Genomic DNA, 17946 nt, shown 5'->3' on the forward strand with positions numbered 1-17946 from the left:
GATCGCTGGGCCGCTTTACGTCGAGGCTAGCACCAATCCGCGGAGCGGTTCGTGCACCGGGCTCCTTCCACAGACGACCGCAATGACCGACATCGGGCGCGAAGCAGAAATGGCGCCGCCTTACGAGCTGGCTTGAACTGCGACCGCCGACCAGCTACGATTCCGACGCATCACCGACATGGCTTGGAGCGATCCGGCTTTAGGGTGAAAACGTCCTAGCATGGCCTCAAATATGGCTTCGGAGATGGGATCGAACTGAAAAAACGACGTAGTATCAGTTGGCAGTCGTTTTCGTTCGAATCCCTCACTCTCCTCCATTTTCCTGTTTTCACCTATCTCGACCACTTGAAAAAAGTCCAGGTTTCCCTGGGCTTTTTCGAGGAAAATCTGGATTTCGCCTGTTCCCTGTGGTCGAGGTCGAGGTCGAGGTCGAGTCAGCCGTTCTCCGCGCTCGGATGATAGCGTCTGACGCGGCGCAAGGTGTTGCGGTCGGTGTGATGCATTTCCGCGCCCGTGGCCGCGAGCTTCAGCGTCAGGTCCGAGGTGTAGCTGAGCGTGCCGTCGTCGTTGATCGTGAAATTGCTCTTGAAGTCGCGAATCTCGGCGCGTTCGAGCAGATATTTATTCTGCAATATACCGTAGCAGGGCTGGCCCGGCGCGGCGTCGAAGGTCAGAACCTTGTCGTCGGGCTTGGCGCTGCTGCCCGCGAGGATCGCGATGCCGCGCCCGAACACCACCGTCCGCATGACTTCGCCATGAACCTTGTCCCACAACAGGAAGCCGATTTCGTCGTGGAAAGGGTCCATCGCCTCCTCGCCGTGACGCCATGCGGTCATGCTGTAGTTCAGCCCCCACAGGGTCTGCTGGCCGTTTTCCTGCATCGGGATCGGCTTGAACGACGCCTTTTCGAAATAAGTGGTCTCGGTCGTCCAGTCGTCCTTGTTGTGATAGGACAGGTCGACCCCGACATCGCCCTCCCATTCCCCGACGAGCGGCGTCAGCGGACCCAGTTTACGCGAATAGGCAATATCGTTCGGCATCGCGATCTTCTCCCTCTCTTCTCATCGATCGAGGGATGCTAACATCGGGCCGCGCGCGATAACCAACTAAAGATTTTCAATCGTGTGACCATTTTCTTGCATAGGTCGCGAGGCGCCGTCTTCCCTTCAAAACGGCGCCCGCGGTCCTGTGACGGGAGCGGGTTCGTTACCGGATGGTGACGAGCGAGGGCGCGGCCACGGCCGCGACGACCGCGCCGACGATCAGGAACAAGATGATCGCGACGACGATCACGACCGCCGTATAGCCCAGCGCCTTGTCCTGCGGCGCCTTCATCAGCACCGGCAGGCCCAGATAGAGTAGATAGAGGCCATAGAGCCCGAAGAGCATTCCGATGACGGCAAGCGCCGGGACCAGCCCGAAGATGCCGCCCACCCAGCCCGCGGTTCCGGCATAGGCCGCGACCTTCAGCGCCTGGACTTGGTCCTTCTGTCCGCCGAAGCTCGGCGCCAGGCCGTCGATGACGAGCGCGAGAAGGAACACGCTGGCGAGCGTCAGGCCATAGGACAGCACCGCCGAGACGAGCGCGCCGGCCAGCGGCGGATGATAGGTCACGCCCAGAAAGGTGATTCCGAAGACCTGCCCGCCGATGAAGCCGGCCAGCGGACCGATCGCGGCCAGCAACAGCACATAGGGGACATAGATCGACCCTGTCGTCGCCGATTCGGCGGCGATGACGGGCCAGGTCTCCTTCGGCTTGAGAAGAATGTCCTTCGCCCGCTGAAAAAGGCCCGATGCCGCGGGCGGAAGGTTTGAGGGTGCGTCGGTCATGGCAATGCGTCTCCCTGTATGCAGGCGGCCCGTGACCGGTTCCGGTCACGCGAAAGGCCGAGTGCCCATGCTAGCCCCGTCGGCCAGCGCATCTGTAACCGCGATCACAGCCTGAATTCGGCTTGCCGCGGTCCCGATGGAGTGTAACGGACTTGAACCGTGCGTAAATAGCCATAGATTGAGGATATGACGTCAGGAACCTCCCCCGATTTCCGCGATCGGAAGCCGCGCCATGGGGCCGCGCCGCTGATCGAACGCGCGCGCTTTGCGCCGGGCGATATCGTGCGGCACCGCATGTTCGATTTTCGCGGCGTCGTCTTCGATGTCGATCCCGTTTTCGCGAACAGCGACGAATGGTATGAAGCGATCCCCGAGGCGATCCGCCCGGCGAAGGAACAACCCTATTATCATCTTCTCGCCGAGAGCGAGGATTCGGCCTATATCGCCTATGTCAGCCAGCAGAATCTGGTGATCGACGGCGAGCATGGCCCGGTCGATCATCCGCAGGTCGATGCGATGTTCGACGGGCTGGTGAAGGGGCGCTACCGCGTCCGCCCGATCCACCGTCATTAGAACAGGGTCATCGCTTATAGAAAAGCCGTGTTCCCCCGCGAAGGCGGGGGTCCATCTTCCGCCGGTGCCATCCCGAACCGGTCGGAGATGGGTCCCCGCCTTCGCGGGGACACACAGATATTAACTGCTTCTATCGAAGATGCACTCTAGGCGGAAGGTCATCAGGCCTTCAGCTTCCATCCCGAGGCGAGCAGGCGATAGGTCAGCACGCCGAGCGCGGCGTTGACCGCGATCAGCGTGACCGCCGCGGTCAGCACCGGATGCGCGATCGTCGAATCGACCGTCCCGATGAAGCCGTAGCGAAAGCCCATGATCGCATAATAGACGGGGTTCGCGTGCGCGACGCCCTGGAACCAGGGCGCGAGCCGGTCGACCGAATAGAAGGTGCCCGACAGCAGCGCGAGCGGCGTCACGACGAAATTGGTGACCGCGGCGGCATGATCGAATTTCTCGGCCCAGATCGAGGTGATCAGGCCGAGGAAGCTCAGCATCATCGCGCCGAGCAGCCCGAACAGCGCGACCGCCCACAGATGGTCGGGGCCGACATGGACGCCGGGCCAGAGGAGCATCGCGACCCACAGCGCCAGCCCGACGAGCACCGCGCGGGTGATCGCGGCGCCGATCAGCGCGATGATCAACTCCCCCACCGCCAGCGGCGGCATCAGATAATCGACGATCGTGCCCTGGATCTTGCCGACGAGCAGCGAAAAGCTGGAATTGGCGAAGCTGTTCTGCAGCATCGCCATCATGATCAGGCCGGGCGCGACGAAATCGGCGAAGGGAACGCCGATGACCGTGCGCCCCGCGCCGCCGAGCGCGACGGTGAAGATGACGAGAAACAGCAGGGTCGTGACCGCGGGGGCCCAGATTGTTTGCAGCTGGACCTTGAAAAACCGCCGCACCTCCTTGACATATAGCGCCTGCATGGCCGGAACGTTGAGCGTCCGGATTTGCGGGACGCCGGGTTCGGCGAAAGCCGGGACCGCGGCGGAATTGGCCGAGTCGGGATGCGAAATTTGGGGCTGGTCGTTCATGGCGTTCTCGCCTATCGCCTCCCCGATCTTACCGCAAGCTGGGCAGCGACGGCGCCGGTCCTTCGGGATCGCCGGCTGGCGAGCAGCGTGGAATGAGTAAGGAACGAACGAATGTCATGGACCGATGAGCGCATCGAGCATCTGCGCAGCATGTGGGAAAAGGGCCTGACCGCCAGCCAGATCGCCGACGAACTGGGCGGGGTCAGCCGCAACGCCGTGATCGGCAAGGCGCACCGCCTGGGCCTGAAATCGCGCCCGTCGCCGGTGAAGGCGACCGAAAAGGTGGTGAAGGCGCCCAAGCCCGCTACGCCGAAACCGGCCGCGCCTGCCGCCCCGCCGCGCGCGGCGGCGCCGGCTTTCCAGCGCCCGGCGGCCCCGCCGCGGGCCGAGCCGAAGCCGGCGGCCGAGCCGCGTCCCGCGGCCGAAGCCGCCGCCACCGATGCGCCGCCGAAGCCCGATGCGCCGCGGATCGTCTCGATCGGCCCCGGCGGCTTCATCCGCCAGGGTCCGGGTGACCAGCAGGCGCCGATCCCGCCCGCGCCGCCGCGCCGTCTGGTGCCCGCGAAGCCGAGCCCCGAGATTGCCGGCAAGACGAGCCTGCTCGACCTCAACGACCGCATCTGCCGCTGGCCGATGGGGCATCCGGGCGAGCCCGACTTCCATTTCTGCGGCGAAGCGGTGAATCCGGGCTTTCCCTATTGCGTCGAGCATTGCGGCCGCGCCTATCAGGCGCAGCTTCCGCGCGGCACGCGCCGCCCGCCCCCGCCTCCGCCCTTCGGCGGCCCCCGCGTTCGTTAAGCGCGTCCGTTGAGGCCGTTCGGACAGGATTTCCAGTTCGCGCGCGCGCTCGGCCTGCAAATGGTCGAGCGCGGCGACGGGCGCTGCCGGATGGCGATCGACATCGAGCGCGAGCAGCATTTCAATCCGCAGGGCGTTGCGCATGGCGGGGTCGCCTATTCGCTCGCGGATACCGCGATGGGCGGCGCGGTCACCAGCCTGCTTGGCGACGATTTCTGGTGCGCGACGCTGGAGATCAAGTTCAACTATCATGTCGGCGTGCGCGAAGGCCGGCTGATCTGCGACGCGACCGTGCTCCATCGCGGCAAGCGCATCGCCAATATCGACGCGCGCCTGTTTCAGGACGATCGGCTCGTCGCCAGCGCCAACGGCAATTTCGCGATCTTTCCCGCACCGGCCGCGAAATAGGCGAGAGGCGCCGGGGCGAACCCCGACGCCTCCCTTTCCCGCTTCCCAAGAGGTTTAGAAGCGGTAGCTCAAGGTTCCGCGCACGGCGTGGGTGCGGAAGTGCGGATCGCTGCGCCGGATATCGGTCGCGCCGCTGTCCAGCAGGAAGGGATTGGTCGCGGGGTCGGCGGTGCCCGGCCCGACATTCACCGTATAATCCTTGTCCTTCACGTCGGTGTAGAGATATTCCAGACCGACCGCGATCTTGTTCGTGACCATGATCTCGGCACCGCCGCCGGCGGCATAACCCCAGCCGTTGGTCTTGCCATTGTCGGCGAAGCTGTTGGCCGCGTTGGTGGTCGCGAACCGATTGTTGAGCCGCGCATAAGCGGGGCCGCCGGTCACATAGAAAAGCGCGCCGCCGCCCGGCGTATAGCCCGCGCGTAGCCGCGCGTTCGCCTGCCAGTCGGCCTTGCGGCTCATTTCATAGCTCGCGGGCGTCGTCGAAAAGCCGCTGACGCTGTCGCGCGCTTCGCTGCGGCCGCCCTCGATCACCGCGCCGAGGACGATATTGCCCATGCGCTTGTCATAGCCGAGGCGGCCGAAATAATTCGCCCCGTCGCGGTCGTTGCGGCAATCGATATTGGCGGTTCCGCTCGCGCGGCCGTTGCAGAAGCCCGGCGAGAAAGCGTCGGTTCCGCCCACGGTGGTCACGGTGTCGCCGTAAACGCCGTCGCCGTCGGTATCGAAGACCAGGGTTTCGCCCCGGTCGCTGCCCTGGAGCGTGGCGCCGCCGCCGATCGAGATATAGGGCCCGTTGAAGTCCTGCGCGGGATCGCGATCATTTTGCGCCATGGCCGGAAAGGCCAGCAACGATGCTGCCGAAGCAGCGAGGAGAGCTGCGAATTTCATATGTTTTCTCCACTTTTTGAACGACTTTGCAGTCGGCGGACCAACCCCCCGGGCGGATGCGGAGTTTCATCCTTGTGCCGAAAACGGGACGAGCCGAGCCGGGCCTTCGCCTGCCGTAACGGCTTGAAAACCGCGCTTGCCAGCGGCCTTTCCGGCCCCCTATATCCACGCCATGAGTCACGATTTGTTCGACAGCAGCCAGCCCGCGACCGACAGCTACAACGCCTCGCAGATCGAGGTGCTCGAAGGGCTGGAGCCGGTGCGTCGTCGTCCCGGCATGTATATCGGCGGCACCGACGAGCGCGCGCTTCACCATCTCGCCGCCGAGGTCATCGACAACAGCATGGACGAGGCGGTTGCGGGCCATGCGACGCGGATCGAGATCGAGCTCGACGTCGGCAATCGCCTGACCGTCATCGACAATGGACGCGGCATGCCCGTCGATCCGCACCCCAAATTTCCCGGCAAGTCGGCGCTCGAGGTCATCATGACCATGCTCCATTCGGGGGGCAAGTTCGAGGGCAAGGCCTATGCGACCTCTGGCGGCCTGCATGGCGTCGGGGTCAGCGTGGTCAACGCGCTGTCGATTGAAACCGTGATCGAAGTTGCGCGGTCCAAGATATTGTATCGGCAGGGTTTTTCTCAAGGCGTTCCGCAGGGACCGCTTGAGGAGTTGGGCCCGACGCCGAACCGGCGCGGGACGAGCGTTTCCTTCATCCCCGACCCCGCGATCTTCGGCGAGCATGGCCGCTTCAAGCCGCAGCGCCTCTATCGCATGGCGCGCTCGAAAGCCTATCTGTTCGCGGGGGTCGAGATCCGCTGGAAATGCGCCGCCGAACTGATCGGCGACGACACCCCGGCCGAGGCGGTGTTCCAATTCCCCGGCGGGCTGGCCGATCATCTGAAGGAACAGATCGGCACCCGCGAATGCGCGACCGCCGAGCCGTTCGTGGGGCGGCAGGAATTTCCCGGCGACCAGGGGCGCGCCGAATGGGCGATCGCCTGGCCTTTGTGGTCCGACGGCAGCTATAGCTGGTATTGCAACACCATCCCGACCCCCGCCGGCGGCACCCACGAAGCAGGGCTGCGCGCCGCGCTGACCAAGGGACTCCGCGCCTTCGGCGAGTTGATCGGCCAGAAGAAGGCGGCCCAGATTACGGCGGAAGACGTGTTCAACGGCGGCGAAATGATGCTCTCGGTGTTCATCCGCGACCCGCAGTTCCAGAGCCAGACCAAGGACCGGCTGTCGAGCCCCGAGGCCGCGCGCTTCGTCGAAAATGCGGTGCGCGACCATTTCGACCATTATCTGTCGGACAATATGGACCGTGGCCGCGCGCTGCTGGGACTGATCCTCGAACGCATGGACGAGCGGCTGAAGCGCAAGGCCGAGCGCGAGGTGAAGCGCAAGACCGCGACCAGCGGCCGCAAGCTCCGCCTGCCGGGAAAGCTCACGGACTGTGCCAATGACGGTCCCGAAGGCACGGAATTATTTATCGTCGAGGGCGACAGCGCGGGCGGCAGCGCCAAGCAGGCGCGCGACCGCAAGACGCAGGCGATCCTGCCGATCCGCGGCAAGATATTGAACGTCGCGAGCGCCAGCGCCGACAAGATCCGCGCCAATCAGGAAATCGCCGACCTCGCGCTCGCGCTCGGCTGCGGGATGCGCAAGGATTGCGACGCCGACCGGCTGCGGTACGACAAGATCGTCATCATGACCGACGCCGACGTCGACGGCGCGCATATCGCGACCCTGCTGATGACCTTCTTCTTTCAGGAGATGCCCGACATCGTGCGCAATGGGCATGTCTATCTCGCGCAACCGCCGCTCTATCGCCTCACCGCGGGCGCGACGTCGGCCTATGCGCGCGACGACGCGCACCGCGCCGAGCTGGAAGCCACGGTCTTCAAAGGCAAAAAAGTCGAGGTCGGCCGTTTCAAGGGGCTTGGCGAGATGAACCCGAACCAGCTCAAGGAAACGACGATGGACCCCGCGACGCGCTCGATGCTGCGCGTCACGCTGCCGCAGGAATATGAGGAGCGGCATCTGGTCAAGGATCTGGTCGACCGGCTGATGGGCAAGCATCCCGAGCATCGCTTTCAGTTCATCCAGGCCAATGCAGCGACGCTCGACGAGGCGGCGATCGACGCCTGAGAAAAAATTCACGACACCGCGTCAGAAACTCCCGGCGCCGCCGACTAATGGGCTATGCGACACGAAATTTCGGAGCATGGCGTGGATGAAGCCGAACAGGACCGGGTCTTTGCCGAGGCGATGCATCGTTTCGGCCCCGCCCTCGCCCGCATGGCGCGCGGCTATGAAGCCGATCCCGATCTTCGCCGCGACCTTGAACAGGACGTGCAGGTCGCGCTGTGGCAGAGCTTTGCCCATTTCGATGGCCGCTGCGCGCTGAGCACCTGGGTGTGGCGCGTCGCGCACAATCGCGCGACATCGCACATGCTGGCGCACCGCCGCCGCAACGCGCCCGGCTGGGCGAGTCTTGACGACATCGAGATCGCCGACGCCGCCCCTTCGCCCTTCGACGCCGCCGAAAGCGGGCAGGCGATGATGCTGATCCTGTCGATCGTCGCGCGGCTCGATCCGCCCGACCGCCAGATATTATTGCTCTATCTCGAAGGCGTCACGGGCGCCGAAATCGCGGCCGTCACCGGCGTTTCACCCGATGTTGCCGCCGCCAGGATCCATCGTTTCAAGACCATGCTGACGCGCCGCTTCGCGGCTGGAGAAGCCCCATGATCGATTTTCGCAACGAAGCGGAGCTTCGCGCCCTGTGGCGGGACGATGAAGTCTCCTTCACGCCGCTGGCGCTCGATGACATCAAGCGCCGGGCCGCGCGGTTGAGCGACGTCGTCCGGCGGCGCAATCGACGCGAATATATTGGCGCGGCGCTGGTTCTGGCGGTGTTCGGTATTTACGCGGTCATTCTGCCGGGGTGGCTGCTGAAGGCCGGCAGCCTTATGACAATGGCGGCCGCCATGGTTGTCGTCCGGCAGCTTGCCCGCCGATCGTCCGGTCCTGATCCCGATGCCGAGGCCCAGGATGTGCGCGGCCATTACCGGGCAAGGCTGATGCGCGAGGAGCATCTGCTCGCCAATGTCGGGCGCTGGTATCTTGCCCCGTTCCTGCCCGGACTGCTGCTTTTCCTGGCGGGGCTGGCCGAGGCGCGGGGGGTGGGGAATCCGCTGGCTTTTGCCATGGTTCTCGCTTTTCAAATTCTGGTGTTCGGCGGAATATGGCTGCTCAATCGCCATGCCGCCGCGCGGATACGCGCGCACATCGAACGGATCGATCGTGCGGCCTCTTTCAAGGGAGATATTCCATGAAAACCATGATGCTGGTCCTGCTCGCTTCGATGACAGTGCTGCACGGCTCGCCCGCGCTTGCCCATCAGCCGCCGGCGGCCAACGCCTCCTCCCAAAATGCCACGGCTTTCGACCGCCGCGCGGCGGAACTCGTCGATGTTATCAATGGCAACATGGCCTTCGACGCCTATTTCGCTCCCACGTTTCAGGCTGCGGTGCCCGAAGCCCGGTTCAAGACGATGACCGCGGGGATCGTCGCGCAATATGGCCGCGCGGTCGCCGCCGAAAGCGCGCATTCGGCTGACGGCCATTCAGGCACGTTGAAATTGCGCTTCGAAAAGGGCGTTGCGACGGTGCTGCTCGATGCGGGGGGAGCGCCCGACGAGCGCGTCACCGGGCTTCGCATCACCGGCTTCACGGTCGCCGACGACAGTTTCGCGCGGGTTTCGGGCGAGATCGCGGCGCTGCCCGGCACGGCGGGCTTTCTGGTTGCCGAGGTCGATGGCGACAGCGTCCGCCCGATCGCCGCGGCGCACGCCGACCGGCAATTTGCGGTCGGATCGACCTTCAAACTCTATGTGCTCGACGAACTGGCGGCTGAGATCGCCGCCGGGAAGCGCCGCTGGAGCGATGTCGTGCCGCTGTCGCACCTCAGTTTCTCTTCGGCCGCGACCGCGAACTGGCCCAAGGACACGCCGGTCACGCTCCAGACGCTGGCGAACTGGATGATCTCGGTCAGCGACAATGGCGCCGCCGACACGCTGATCCACCTGCTCGGTCGCGACGCGATCGAGGCGCGGATGCGCGCGGCGGGCAACAGCGATCCGTCGCGCAACACCCCCTTTCTGACCACGGTCGAGGCCTTCGCGCTCAAGGGCAATAATTTCACCGATCTGCGCGGAAAATTCACCGCGGGCGACGATGCGGCGCAGCGCAAGCTGATCGACGGCAACGCCGACAAGCTGATCCTCGGCAATGTTGACGGCGTCAGCTTCACCGCGGGGCCGCGCTTTATCGACAGTCTCGAATGGTTCGCATCGCCGGACGACATCGCGCGGCTGATGATCGACCTGAGGCGGCGTGGATCGGAGCAGGCGATGGCGGCGCTGGCGATCAACAATGGCCTGGGGCCGGTCGCGGCGGAGCCCTGGAGCTATCTCGGCTACAAGGGCGGGTCGGAGAATGGCGTGTTGTCGATGAGCCTGCTCGGGCAGCGCAAGGCCGACGGAAAATGGTTCGTCGTCACCGCAAGCTGGAACAACGCCGACGCCAATGTCGATACGGCGGTGTTTTCGGGGCTGGTCGCCCGTTTGCTGGCGCTGGCGGCGAAATAACCTAGGGATCAGGCCGTCAGCGCCGCCACCAGCGCCTTGACCTTCGCCTGCCGCCATTGCGGCGTCGGCGCGACGAGCCAATAGCCGCGGCTGACCGCGAAGGCCTCGCGCACCAGGCGGACGCGGCCCGATGCGATGTCGGCTTCGGCGAGCATCGCGGGGACGTTGGCGAGGCCGAGGCCGTTGGCGGCGGCATCGATCGCCAGCCCCGCATCGCCGAGCCGCAGCGCGGGTTCGCCGTCGTCGACCGGGCAGCCGGGCCAGGCGATCCGCGTGTCGCTTTCGGCGCCGGGACCGGCGACGGTCACCATCGCAGGCTCGGCGAGCGGAACGCCCTCATGCTCGCCCGCGCCGTCGGTCCAGAAGATCGCGAGGTCGAGATTGGCTTCGGTGAAGTCGATCCCGCCGTCGGCCGAAACGAGGGTGAAGCGCACGTCGGGCGCCTGCTGGCTGTAGCGCGCAAGCCGCGGCGCGAGCCATTTGGCGGTCAGATCGCGCGGTGCGGCGATCGTCAGCGACTGCGACGACTGCCCCGCCTGCATCGCGCGCACCGATTCCTCGAATTGCAGGAAGCCCTGCCGCAGCGCGTCGAGCCCGGCTTCGGCCTCGCCGGTCAGTTCGAGCCCCTTGGGGGTGCGGCGGAAGAGGACGACGCCGAGCATATCCTCGAGCGCGCGAATCTGTTGCCCCACCGCGGCGGGAGTCACCGCCAGTTCGTCGGCGGCGCGCGTGAAGCTGAGGTGCCGGGCAGCGGCATCGAAGACGCGCAGGGCGTTCAGGGGCAGATGGGTGCGTTTCATGATGCGGTCGCGGGCGCCTGGAGCGGGAATTGCGGGATCGCGACGAGCATCTGCGATCCGTCGCCCATTTCCATCGTATAGCTGCCGACCATCGATCCTTCGGGGGTCGGGAGCGGGCAGCCCGAGACATAGTCGAACGCGCCGCCGGGAGCGATCAGCGGCTGCTCACCCACGACGCCCTCCCCCTCGACTTCGCTCACCTGGCCGCGGCCGTCGCTGATCCGCCAGTGGCGCGTCAGCAACTGCGCGGCGACGTCGCCGTGATTTTCGACCCGGACATGATAGGCCCAGAACCAGCGCCCGAGCGCCGGATGCGACTGTTCGGGCAGATAGCTGACCGAAACGCGCACGGTGATCGGCCCCGTGGTCGCCGCAAAAGGGAAGAAGGAGTCGATCATGGCCGTCACAAGGTCGCTCAAAGCCCCACGCGGGTCAATGCCTGGTCCAGATCGGCGATCACGTCGCGCGGGTCCTCAAGCCCGATGTTGATGCGGAGCATGCCTTCCTCGACCCCCATGTCGAGCCGCGCCTCGGGACTGACCCCGTAATGCGTCGTCGTCCAGGGGTGGCAGCAGAGGCTGCGCGCGTCGCCGATATTGTTGCTGATGTCGACGAGTTCGAGCGCGTTCAGGAAGGCCATAGCCTGCGCCGCGCCGCCGTCGAGAACGAAGGAGAAGATCGGGCCGCAATCGTCCATCTGGCTCATCGCCAGATTGTGCTGCGGGTGGCTCGCCAGCCCCGGATGGAGCATACGCGCCACGCGTCCCTCGATCGCCTTACCGACCGCGAGCGCATTCTCCGACTGACGCCGCGCGCGCAGATCGAGCGTTTCGAGCCCTTTCAGCACCACCCAGGCGTTGAACGGCGACAGGTTCGGCCCGGTGTTGCGCTGGAACGGCAGCAGCACGTCGTTGATGAACTTCGCGGTTCCGCAGACCGCGCCGGCGAGCACGCGGCCCTGCCCTTCCATCAGCTTGGTCGCCGAATAAGCGACGACATCGGCGCCGAAATCCATCGGGCGCTGAAGCACCGCGGTCGCGAAGGCGTTATCGACGACGCTGGTGATGCCGTGCGCCCGGGCAAGGCCACAGACATGCTTCATGTCGACGATGTCCATCGTCGGGTTCGCAGGCGTTTCGAAGAAGAAGACCTTGGTATTCGGCTTGATGGCCTTTTCCCACGCGTCGTTATCGCGCCCGTCGACGACGGTCGTCTCGATCCCGAAGCGCGGGCACAGGCTGTCGACCAGCCAGCGGCACGAGCCGAAGGCGGCCTTCGCCGCGACGATATGGTCGCCCGCCGAAAGCTGGCACAGCAGCGCAGTCGTCATCGCCGCCATACCGGTCGCCTGAGCGCGGCATGCCTCGGCGCCTTCGAGCAGCGCGATCCGCTCTTCGAGCATCGCGACGGTCGGGTTCTGGAGGCGCGAATAGGTCATGCCCTGTTCGTCGCCGGAGAAGCGCGCCGCGACTTCCTCGGCGCTCTCATAGGTGTAGCCCGAGGTCAGGAAGAGCGCTTCGGACGTCTCGCCATGCTCGCTGCGCCACGTGCCGCCGCGCACCGCCTGCGTCGCGGGGTGCCATTTGCGTGTCGTGTCGCGATCGAAACCGGTTTTCTTCTTCATCTGCCTGTCCGCTCTAGGTGTTGAGGGCCGCGACGACCGCATCGCCGAGCGCCGCCGTGCCCATCGTCCCGCCGAGGTCGGCGCCGCGCGCGCCGTTCGCCAGTATTTTCGCGACCGCCGTCTCGATCCGCGCCGCGCTCGCTTCGTCGCCGCCCGAGTGGCGGAGCAGCATCGCGAGCGAGAGGATCATCGCCAGCGGGTTGGCGATGCCCTTCCCCGCGATGTCGGGCGCGCTGCCGTGGATCGGCTCGTAAAGCCCCAGCTTGCCCTCGCTCAGCGAGGCCGAGGCGAGCAGGCCGATCGAGCCGACGCACATCGACGCCTGGTCGGAAAGAATGTCGCCGAACAAATTGCCGGTGACGACGACGTCGAACTGGCCCGGACTGCGTACGAGCTGCATCGCGGCGTTGTCGACATACATATGCGACAGCGCGACGTCGGGATAGTCGGCGGCGACCTCGATCACCACGTCGCGCCAGAGCTGCGAGGTTTCAAGCACATTGGCCTTGTCGACCGAGCAGAGGCGCTTTTGGCGGCCCTGCGCGGCGCGGAAGGCGACATGGGCGATGCGCCGCACCTCGCTTTCGCTGTAGGCCATGACGTCATAGCCTTCGCGCTCGCCGGTCGCGGTGGTGCGGGTGCCCTTTTCGCCGAAATAGACGTCGCCGTTGAGCTCGCGGACGATCAGCAGGTCGATCGCCGACGCGACCTCGGGGCGCAGCGCCGAACTGTCCTCCAGCCCCGCGAACAGTTTGGCGGGGCGCAGGTTGGCGAACAGGCCGAGTTCGGAGCGCAGACCGAGGATCGCCTGTTCGGGGCGCAGATGGCGCTCGACATTGTCGAAACGCGGATCACCGACCGCGCCGAACAGGATGGCATTGGCCGTCCTGGCCTTGGCGAGCGTTTCGGGCGGGAGCGGGTGGCCGGTGGCTTCATAGGCCGCTCCGCCGACGAGTGCGCGGTCGAGCGCGACGGGCAGCGCCAGCGCCGTAAGCACCTTCTCCGCCTCCGCCATGATCTCAGGACCGATACCGTCGCCGGCCAGCAGCAGGATTTTCAATTCAGGACCCCCTTCGCGCATTCATGGTGCCGTGGCGATAAAATCCTGTGTCCCCGCGAAGGCGGGGACCCATCACCTGCCGGTTCCAGAGTCCACCGGAGATGGGCTCCCGCCTTCGCGGGAGCACAGAGCTTGATGCCCAAAGACGCTGCCGCTCTAGACAGCGGCGGCGCGTCACGCAACCGCCCTGCCCAGCCGCGCGACCAATCTTTCCCTTGACGTGAGCAAGGCACGGTTTCGCCCGTCGAGGACGTCGCGGTCGAGGAAATGGCCGGTGATCGCCAGCGCGTCGAGGACGTCCCCTGTCGATGGATCGCCGCTCTGCCCGCGCAGGAAGGGAGGCAGCCGAAACAATCGCTCTTCATAGCCCGCCGCCGCGCCGATGCTGACGGCGCCCCCCGACTTAGGGCTAACGAATGCGAGATCTTCGGCCGAGCCGGTCGCGACGCATTCCTCGAGATTGAGGCCGAAGCCCAGTTCGGCGAGCAGCAGCAGTTCGTAACGCGCGAGCGCCGCCGCCCATTGGCGCGCCGAGGGCGCCACGCCAATCGCGTCAAGGACGGCGGCGAGGGCCACATAAAGCGCGGGATAGGGCTGACCCTCGGGCAACGTCGCCGCGGTCAGGCTGGTCACCCAGTCGATCGCCGCCGCCGCCAGCGGCTCGGCAAGCAAGGGGGCGCGGCTCGTCAGCAATTCTGCGGTCGCGCCGCCGAGTTGATCCTCGGTGCGCGCGCGCAGTTCGAGCGCGATCGCATTGCCCGGCACCAGGATCGGCCGCAGCCGCCGCGAGCGGCCGCCGCGCACATAGCCCGCGACCAGCCCCGCCTGCTGCGTCAGCGCGCGCAGGATCGCACCATGCTCGCCATGCGCGCGCACCGCGCAGACGATTGCCTCGGCGGTCAGGACGGCCAAAGCACCATCTGCGTCTGCGTCACCAGCGCGACCTCCGCGCCCGCCTCGGTGCGGATGCGCGTCTGCCACACCGACAACCGCTTGCCGATCTTGACCGGCACCGCTTCGCCGACGAGCACCGATCCGACCGGGCCGGCGCCGAGGAAATTGGTCTTGCTTTCGATCGTCGTCGTGCCGCTCGCCCCCTCGGGCAGCGTCAGAAAGGCGCCGACCGCGCCGAGGCAGTCGGCAAAGGCCATGATCGCGCCACCGTGGACGATATTGCCCGCGGTGCAGATGTCGGGGCGCACCGGGAGTTTGCCCGCGACGCGGTCCTTGCTGCCTTCGTGGATGGTGACACCCAATGTTCCGGCCAGCGGCATCATGGCGGTGAAATCCATAGTCAATCCTTCCCTTTCACCCCCTCCTCTTCAGAGGAGGGGCTTTAAGATTCTCATCCCCCCGGATTGTAGAAATCATACACCGCCTGCGCGACCCCTGCGCTGACGCCGGGCGCCTTCTTCAAATCCTCCAGACTCGCGCCGCGGATCGCGCGGGCGGTGCCGAAATGCATCAGCAGCGCCTTCTTGCGCGCCGGGCCGATCCCCGGCACCTCGTCGAGCGGCGAGCTTCCCATCGCTTTCGCGCGCTTTTGCCGGTGCGCGCCGATCGCGAAGCGGTGCGCCTCGTCGCGCAGCCGCTGGATATAGAAAAGCACCGCATTGTTCGTCGGCAGCGTGAACTCACGCCCGTCGGGCAGATAGAAGGTCTCGCGCCCCGCGTTGCGATCGGGTCCTTTCGCGACCCCGACATAAGGCAGATCGTCGATGCCGAGTTCGGCGAACACCGCCGAGACCGCCGACACCTGCCCCTTGCCGCCGTCGATCAGGACGAGGTCGGGCCATTCGCCCTTCGTCCGCTCCGGGTCTTCTTCCAGCGCGCGCGCGAAGCGGCGCTGGAACACCTCGCGCATCATCGCGAAATCGTCGCCGGGCTGCGTTTCGGCGCGCTTGATGTTGAACTTGCGATAGGCGCCCTTGATCCAGCCTTCGGGTCCCGCGACGACCATCGCGCCGAGCGCGTTGGTGCCCTGGATATGGCTGTTGTCGTAGATTTCGATGCGCTGCGGCACGTCCTCCAGATCGAACAGATCGGCGAGTTCGCGCCCCAGCTTCGCCTGGCTGCTGCTCTCGGCGAGCCGCCGGTCGAGCTCCTCGCCCGCGTTGCGCACCGCCTGTTCGAGCAGGCGCTTGCGGTTGCCGCGCTGCGGCACGCTGATCTCGACCTTGCGCCCCGCCGTCTCGCCCAGCGCCTCGGCGAGCAGCGCGCTTTCGTCGGGCTCGCGGTCGACGAGGACCAGCTTCGGCGGCGGCACGCCTTCGTAGAATTGCATCAGGAAGCTCGCCATCACCTCCTCCTCGGGCACGCCGGCGACGTGCGCGGGAAAGAAGCTGCGATGCCCCCAATTCTGCCCGCCGCGGATGAAGAAGCCCGCGATGCAGAGCTGCCCGCCCTTCGCGGCGAGCGCGAAGACGTCGGCGTCGCCGAGCCCGTCGGCGTGGACCGACTGGCTGCCCTGGATGAAAGTCAGCGCCTTCAGCCGGTCGCGGAGCACCGCGGCTTGTTCGAAATCCATCGCCTCGGCCGCCTTGGTCATCGCGTCGCCGAGGCGTTTCTGGACGGCGGTCGAGCGGCCTTCGAGGAAATCCTGCGCATCGCTCACCAGCGCGGCATAATCCTGCTTGCCGATGCGGTCGACGCACGGCGCCGAGCAGCGGCGGATCTGGTAGAGCAGGCACGGCCGCGAGCGGTTGGCGAAGAAACTGTCGGTGCAACTGCGCAGCAGGAAGGTCTTCTGCAGCGCGTTGAGCGTGCGATGCACCGACCCCGCGCTCGCGAACGGCCCGTAATAGCGGCCCTTCGCGCGCCGCGCGCCGCGATGCTTCTGCACGCGCGGAAAATCATGGTCCATGCGGAGCAGGATGAAGGGGAAGCTCTTATCGTCGCGCAGCAGGACGTTGTAGGGCGGGCGGTAGCGCTTGATGAGCTGCGCCTCGAGCAGCAGCGCCTCGGCCTCGCTCGTCGTGGTGACGATCTCCATCGCGCGCGTCTGCGCGACCATGCGCTGGAGCCGCTGCGGCAGCCGCGCGACCTGGGTGTAATTGGTGACGCGGTTCTTGAGCGCGCGCGCCTTGCCCACATAAAGCACGTCGCCGCGTGCATCGAGCATCCGATAGACGCCCGAGCGCACCGGCAATTTGCGCACGACGCTGCGAATCGCCTCGGCGCCGCGTTCGAGGTCGGGCTTGTCGGCGCCGTCGCCCTCGCCGCGGACGACGTAGACGGCTTTTTCCTCGTTGAATCTGTCGGGGGCGTTGGGGCGAGCCATGAATTTGCATGTAGGCGAAGGCGATGCGCCCCGCCATAGTGTGCGCGGGAAAACATCGGAGGGGTCGCCATGGATATAAGCGGAAAGCTGGCGCTGGTCACCGGCGGCAGCGACGGAATCGGGCGCGAGATCGCGCTGCAATTGCAGGGCGCGGGCGCCGAGGTGATCGTCACCGGGCGTTCGGTCGACAAATTGCAGGCGATGGCCGGGCTGGGTTTCGGGACGATCGCGGGCGACCTTTCGACCCCGGCGGGCGTCGATGCGGTCGTGAACGGCGTCGCGGGCAAGCCGCTCGCCCTGCTCGTCAACAATGCCGGGGTCGGCAGCGATTATGAGCTCGACCAGCCCGAGACGATTGCCAGCGCCGCGCATTGCATCCGCACCAATCTCGACGCGCCGATCGCGCTCTGCACCCGGCTGCTGCCGGTGCTGCGTGCGCAGACCGAAGCGGCGATCGTCAACGTCACCTCAGGCCTCGCCATCGCACCGCGTGCGGGCGGGTCGGTCTATTGCGCGACCAAGGCGGGACTGCGCAGCTACACACAGGCGATCCGGCACCTGCTGAAGGACAGCAATGTCCGGGTGATCGAAGCGCTGCCGCCGGTGGTCGAAACCAGCATGACCGCGGGCCGCGCGGGCAAGAAGATGAGCGCGCACGATTGCGCCGCGGAAATCGTCCACGGCATCCGCACCGGCAGGCGCGAGGTCAATGCCGGAATGGTCAAGCTGCTGCAGTTCGTGAACAGCATCTCGCCGGCGCTGGCGCGGCGGGTGATGCTGCGGTTTTGACGAGGCGCCGCTCTACGCAGGAAACGGCATTTCTCAACCTTCGTCATTCCCGCGAAAGCGGGAACCCAGGGCGTGCGTCGGCTGATCCCGAACGTTCCCGCTTTCGCGGGAATGACGACGTTATGAGATCAAGAATCTCGCTTTTCGGTTGCAAGCGGACATCTCCTATCTTCGTCATCCCGGACTTGATCCGGGATCCACTCT

General features: G+C 66.0%; 19 protein-coding genes. 8 read left to right on the top strand and 11 right to left on the bottom strand.

Features of this window, described 5'->3' with window-relative positions:
* Nucleotides 1-434 precede the first annotated feature (434 nt).
* Nucleotides 435-1040 (bottom strand): FABP family protein, encoded by a 606-nt coding sequence (locus OJI97_RS00845; RefSeq protein ID WP_297659953.1) that lies wholly within the window; start codon nt 1038-1040, stop codon nt 435-437.
* A gap of 166 nt (nt 1041-1206) precedes the next feature.
* A complete protein-coding gene (locus OJI97_RS00850; protein ID WP_297659956.1) occupies nt 1207-1830 on the bottom strand; it encodes a Yip1 family protein in 624 nt (207 codons plus the stop codon).
* A gap of 186 nt (nt 1831-2016) precedes the next feature.
* Between OJI97_RS00850 and hspQ the strand changes: the two genes are divergently transcribed.
* The gene (gene hspQ / locus OJI97_RS00855; RefSeq protein WP_297659959.1) at nt 2017-2403 is read left to right on the top strand and encodes a heat shock protein HspQ; all 387 of its coding nucleotides are present in this window, start codon (nt 2017-2019) and stop codon (nt 2401-2403) included.
* Nucleotides 2404-2564: 161 nt separating this feature from the next.
* On the opposite strand, the gene OJI97_RS00860 is transcribed toward hspQ, so the two are convergent.
* Nucleotides 2565-3437 carry an ABC transporter permease gene (locus OJI97_RS00860; protein WP_297659962.1) on the bottom strand — a complete coding sequence of 291 codons (873 nt, stop codon included), beginning with the start codon at nt 3435-3437 and terminating at the stop codon, nt 2565-2567.
* Between the two features lie 111 nt (nt 3438-3548).
* Between OJI97_RS00860 and OJI97_RS00865 the strand changes: the two genes are divergently transcribed.
* Entirely contained in the window at nt 3549-4235 is a 687-nt protein-coding gene (locus OJI97_RS00865) for a GcrA family cell cycle regulator (protein WP_297659965.1), read from the top strand.
* A gap of 9 nt (nt 4236-4244) precedes the next feature.
* Nucleotides 4245-4643, top strand: a complete 399-nt coding sequence (locus tag OJI97_RS00870) for a PaaI family thioesterase (RefSeq protein WP_297659967.1) — start codon at nt 4245-4247, stop codon at nt 4641-4643.
* Between the two features lie 54 nt (nt 4644-4697).
* Here the strand turns inward: OJI97_RS00870 and OJI97_RS00875 are convergent, their stop codons facing one another.
* Nucleotides 4698-5534, bottom strand: coding sequence for an outer membrane beta-barrel protein (locus OJI97_RS00875; RefSeq protein ID WP_297659970.1), 837 nt, complete (start codon nt 5532-5534; stop codon nt 4698-4700).
* 172 nt (nt 5535-5706) lie between these two features.
* Between OJI97_RS00875 and parE the strand changes: the two genes are divergently transcribed.
* The 4 genes from parE to OJI97_RS00895 all read left to right on the top strand — a co-directional run bounded on the left by parE (nt 5707) and on the right by OJI97_RS00895 (nt 10189).
* A complete protein-coding gene (parE, locus tag OJI97_RS00880) occupies nt 5707-7686 on the top strand; it encodes a DNA topoisomerase IV subunit B (protein ID WP_297659973.1) in 1980 nt (659 codons plus the stop codon).
* 81 nt (nt 7687-7767) lie between these two features.
* Nucleotides 7768-8289 carry a sigma-70 family RNA polymerase sigma factor gene (locus OJI97_RS00885; RefSeq protein ID WP_297659975.1) on the top strand — a complete coding sequence of 174 codons (522 nt, stop codon included), beginning with the start codon at nt 7768-7770 and terminating at the stop codon, nt 8287-8289.
* On the top strand, nt 8286-8876 hold the full coding sequence (locus OJI97_RS00890) for a hypothetical protein (RefSeq protein WP_297659978.1): 591 nt from the start codon (nt 8286-8288) through the stop codon (nt 8874-8876). The genes OJI97_RS00885 and OJI97_RS00890 overlap by 4 nt, the downstream gene beginning before the upstream one ends.
* Nucleotides 8873-10189, top strand: a complete 1317-nt coding sequence (locus tag OJI97_RS00895) for a serine hydrolase (protein ID WP_297659981.1) — start codon at nt 8873-8875, stop codon at nt 10187-10189. Before OJI97_RS00890 ends, OJI97_RS00895 begins: the two co-directional genes overlap by 4 nt.
* A gap of 8 nt (nt 10190-10197) precedes the next feature.
* On the opposite strand, the gene OJI97_RS00900 is transcribed toward OJI97_RS00895, so the two are convergent.
* From OJI97_RS00900 to uvrC, 7 genes are all read right to left on the bottom strand, one after another.
* Nucleotides 10198-10989 (bottom strand): LysR substrate-binding domain-containing protein, encoded by a 792-nt coding sequence (locus OJI97_RS00900; RefSeq protein WP_257550119.1) that lies wholly within the window; start codon nt 10987-10989, stop codon nt 10198-10200.
* The gene (gene apaG / locus OJI97_RS00905; protein WP_257550117.1) at nt 10986-11387 is read right to left on the bottom strand and encodes a Co2+/Mg2+ efflux protein ApaG; all 402 of its coding nucleotides are present in this window, start codon (nt 11385-11387) and stop codon (nt 10986-10988) included. The genes OJI97_RS00900 and apaG overlap by 4 nt, the downstream gene beginning before the upstream one ends.
* A gap of 17 nt (nt 11388-11404) precedes the next feature.
* Nucleotides 11405-12613 (bottom strand): aminotransferase class I/II-fold pyridoxal phosphate-dependent enzyme, encoded by a 1209-nt coding sequence (locus tag OJI97_RS00910; protein WP_297659986.1) that lies wholly within the window; start codon nt 12611-12613, stop codon nt 11405-11407.
* A gap of 13 nt (nt 12614-12626) precedes the next feature.
* Nucleotides 12627-13673 (bottom strand): 3-isopropylmalate dehydrogenase, encoded by a 1047-nt coding sequence (leuB, locus tag OJI97_RS00915; RefSeq protein ID WP_297659988.1) that lies wholly within the window; start codon nt 13671-13673, stop codon nt 12627-12629.
* Between the two features lie 174 nt (nt 13674-13847).
* Complete coding sequence (gene recO / locus OJI97_RS00920) at nt 13848-14585, bottom strand: DNA repair protein RecO (RefSeq protein WP_297659991.1); 738 nt, start codon at nt 14583-14585, stop codon at nt 13848-13850.
* Complete coding sequence (locus OJI97_RS00925; RefSeq protein ID WP_297659993.1) at nt 14573-14965, bottom strand: PaaI family thioesterase; 393 nt, start codon at nt 14963-14965, stop codon at nt 14573-14575. Before OJI97_RS00925 ends, recO begins: the two co-directional genes overlap by 13 nt.
* Nucleotides 14966-15018: 53 nt before the next feature.
* The gene (gene uvrC / locus OJI97_RS00930; protein WP_297659996.1) at nt 15019-16953 is read right to left on the bottom strand and encodes an excinuclease ABC subunit UvrC; all 1935 of its coding nucleotides are present in this window, start codon (nt 16951-16953) and stop codon (nt 15019-15021) included.
* A 69-nt stretch (nt 16954-17022) separates the two neighbouring features.
* Here uvrC and OJI97_RS00935 point away from each other — a divergent pair, with 69 nt between their 5' ends.
* A complete protein-coding gene (locus OJI97_RS00935; RefSeq protein WP_297659999.1) occupies nt 17023-17742 on the top strand; it encodes an SDR family oxidoreductase in 720 nt (239 codons plus the stop codon).
* Nucleotides 17743-17946 lie beyond the last annotated feature (204 nt).

Origin of the sequence: Sphingopyxis sp., assembly GCF_025869345.1 — a bacterium.
Taxonomy (GTDB): domain Bacteria; phylum Pseudomonadota; class Alphaproteobacteria; order Sphingomonadales; family Sphingomonadaceae; genus Sphingopyxis.

What these genes read in the sequence shown, in the direction of transcription:
- OJI97_RS00845 (WP_297659953.1), bottom strand. Translation starts at nt 1,040, where the DNA reads ATGCCGAACGATATTGCCTATTCGCGTAAACTGGGTCCGCTGACGCCG.
- OJI97_RS00850 (WP_297659956.1), bottom strand. Translation starts at nt 1,830, where the DNA reads ATGACCGACGCACCCTCAAACCTTCCGCCCGCGGCATCGGGCCTTTTT.
- hspQ (WP_297659959.1), top strand. Translation starts at nt 2,017, where the DNA reads ATGACGTCAGGAACCTCCCCCGATTTCCGCGATCGGAAGCCGCGCCAT.
- OJI97_RS00860 (WP_297659962.1), bottom strand. Translation starts at nt 3,437, where the DNA reads ATGAACGACCAGCCCCAAATTTCGCATCCCGACTCGGCCAATTCCGCC.
- OJI97_RS00865 (WP_297659965.1), top strand. Translation starts at nt 3,549, where the DNA reads ATGTCATGGACCGATGAGCGCATCGAGCATCTGCGCAGCATGTGGGAA.
- OJI97_RS00875 (WP_297659970.1), bottom strand. Translation starts at nt 5,534, where the DNA reads ATGAAATTCGCAGCTCTCCTCGCTGCTTCGGCAGCATCGTTGCTGGCC.
- parE (WP_297659973.1), top strand. Translation starts at nt 5,707, where the DNA reads ATGAGTCACGATTTGTTCGACAGCAGCCAGCCCGCGACCGACAGCTAC.
- OJI97_RS00890 (WP_297659978.1), top strand. Translation starts at nt 8,286, where the DNA reads ATGATCGATTTTCGCAACGAAGCGGAGCTTCGCGCCCTGTGGCGGGAC.
- OJI97_RS00895 (WP_297659981.1), top strand. Translation starts at nt 8,873, where the DNA reads ATGAAAACCATGATGCTGGTCCTGCTCGCTTCGATGACAGTGCTGCAC.
- OJI97_RS00900 (WP_257550119.1), bottom strand. Translation starts at nt 10,989, where the DNA reads ATGAAACGCACCCATCTGCCCCTGAACGCCCTGCGCGTCTTCGATGCC.
- apaG (WP_257550117.1), bottom strand. Translation starts at nt 11,387, where the DNA reads ATGATCGACTCCTTCTTCCCTTTTGCGGCGACCACGGGGCCGATCACC.
- OJI97_RS00910 (WP_297659986.1), bottom strand. Translation starts at nt 12,613, where the DNA reads ATGAAGAAGAAAACCGGTTTCGATCGCGACACGACACGCAAATGGCAC.
- OJI97_RS00925 (WP_297659993.1), bottom strand. Translation starts at nt 14,965, where the DNA reads ATGGATTTCACCGCCATGATGCCGCTGGCCGGAACATTGGGTGTCACC.
- uvrC (WP_297659996.1), bottom strand. Translation starts at nt 16,953, where the DNA reads ATGGCTCGCCCCAACGCCCCCGACAGATTCAACGAGGAAAAAGCCGTC.
- OJI97_RS00935 (WP_297659999.1), top strand. Translation starts at nt 17,023, where the DNA reads ATGGATATAAGCGGAAAGCTGGCGCTGGTCACCGGCGGCAGCGACGGA.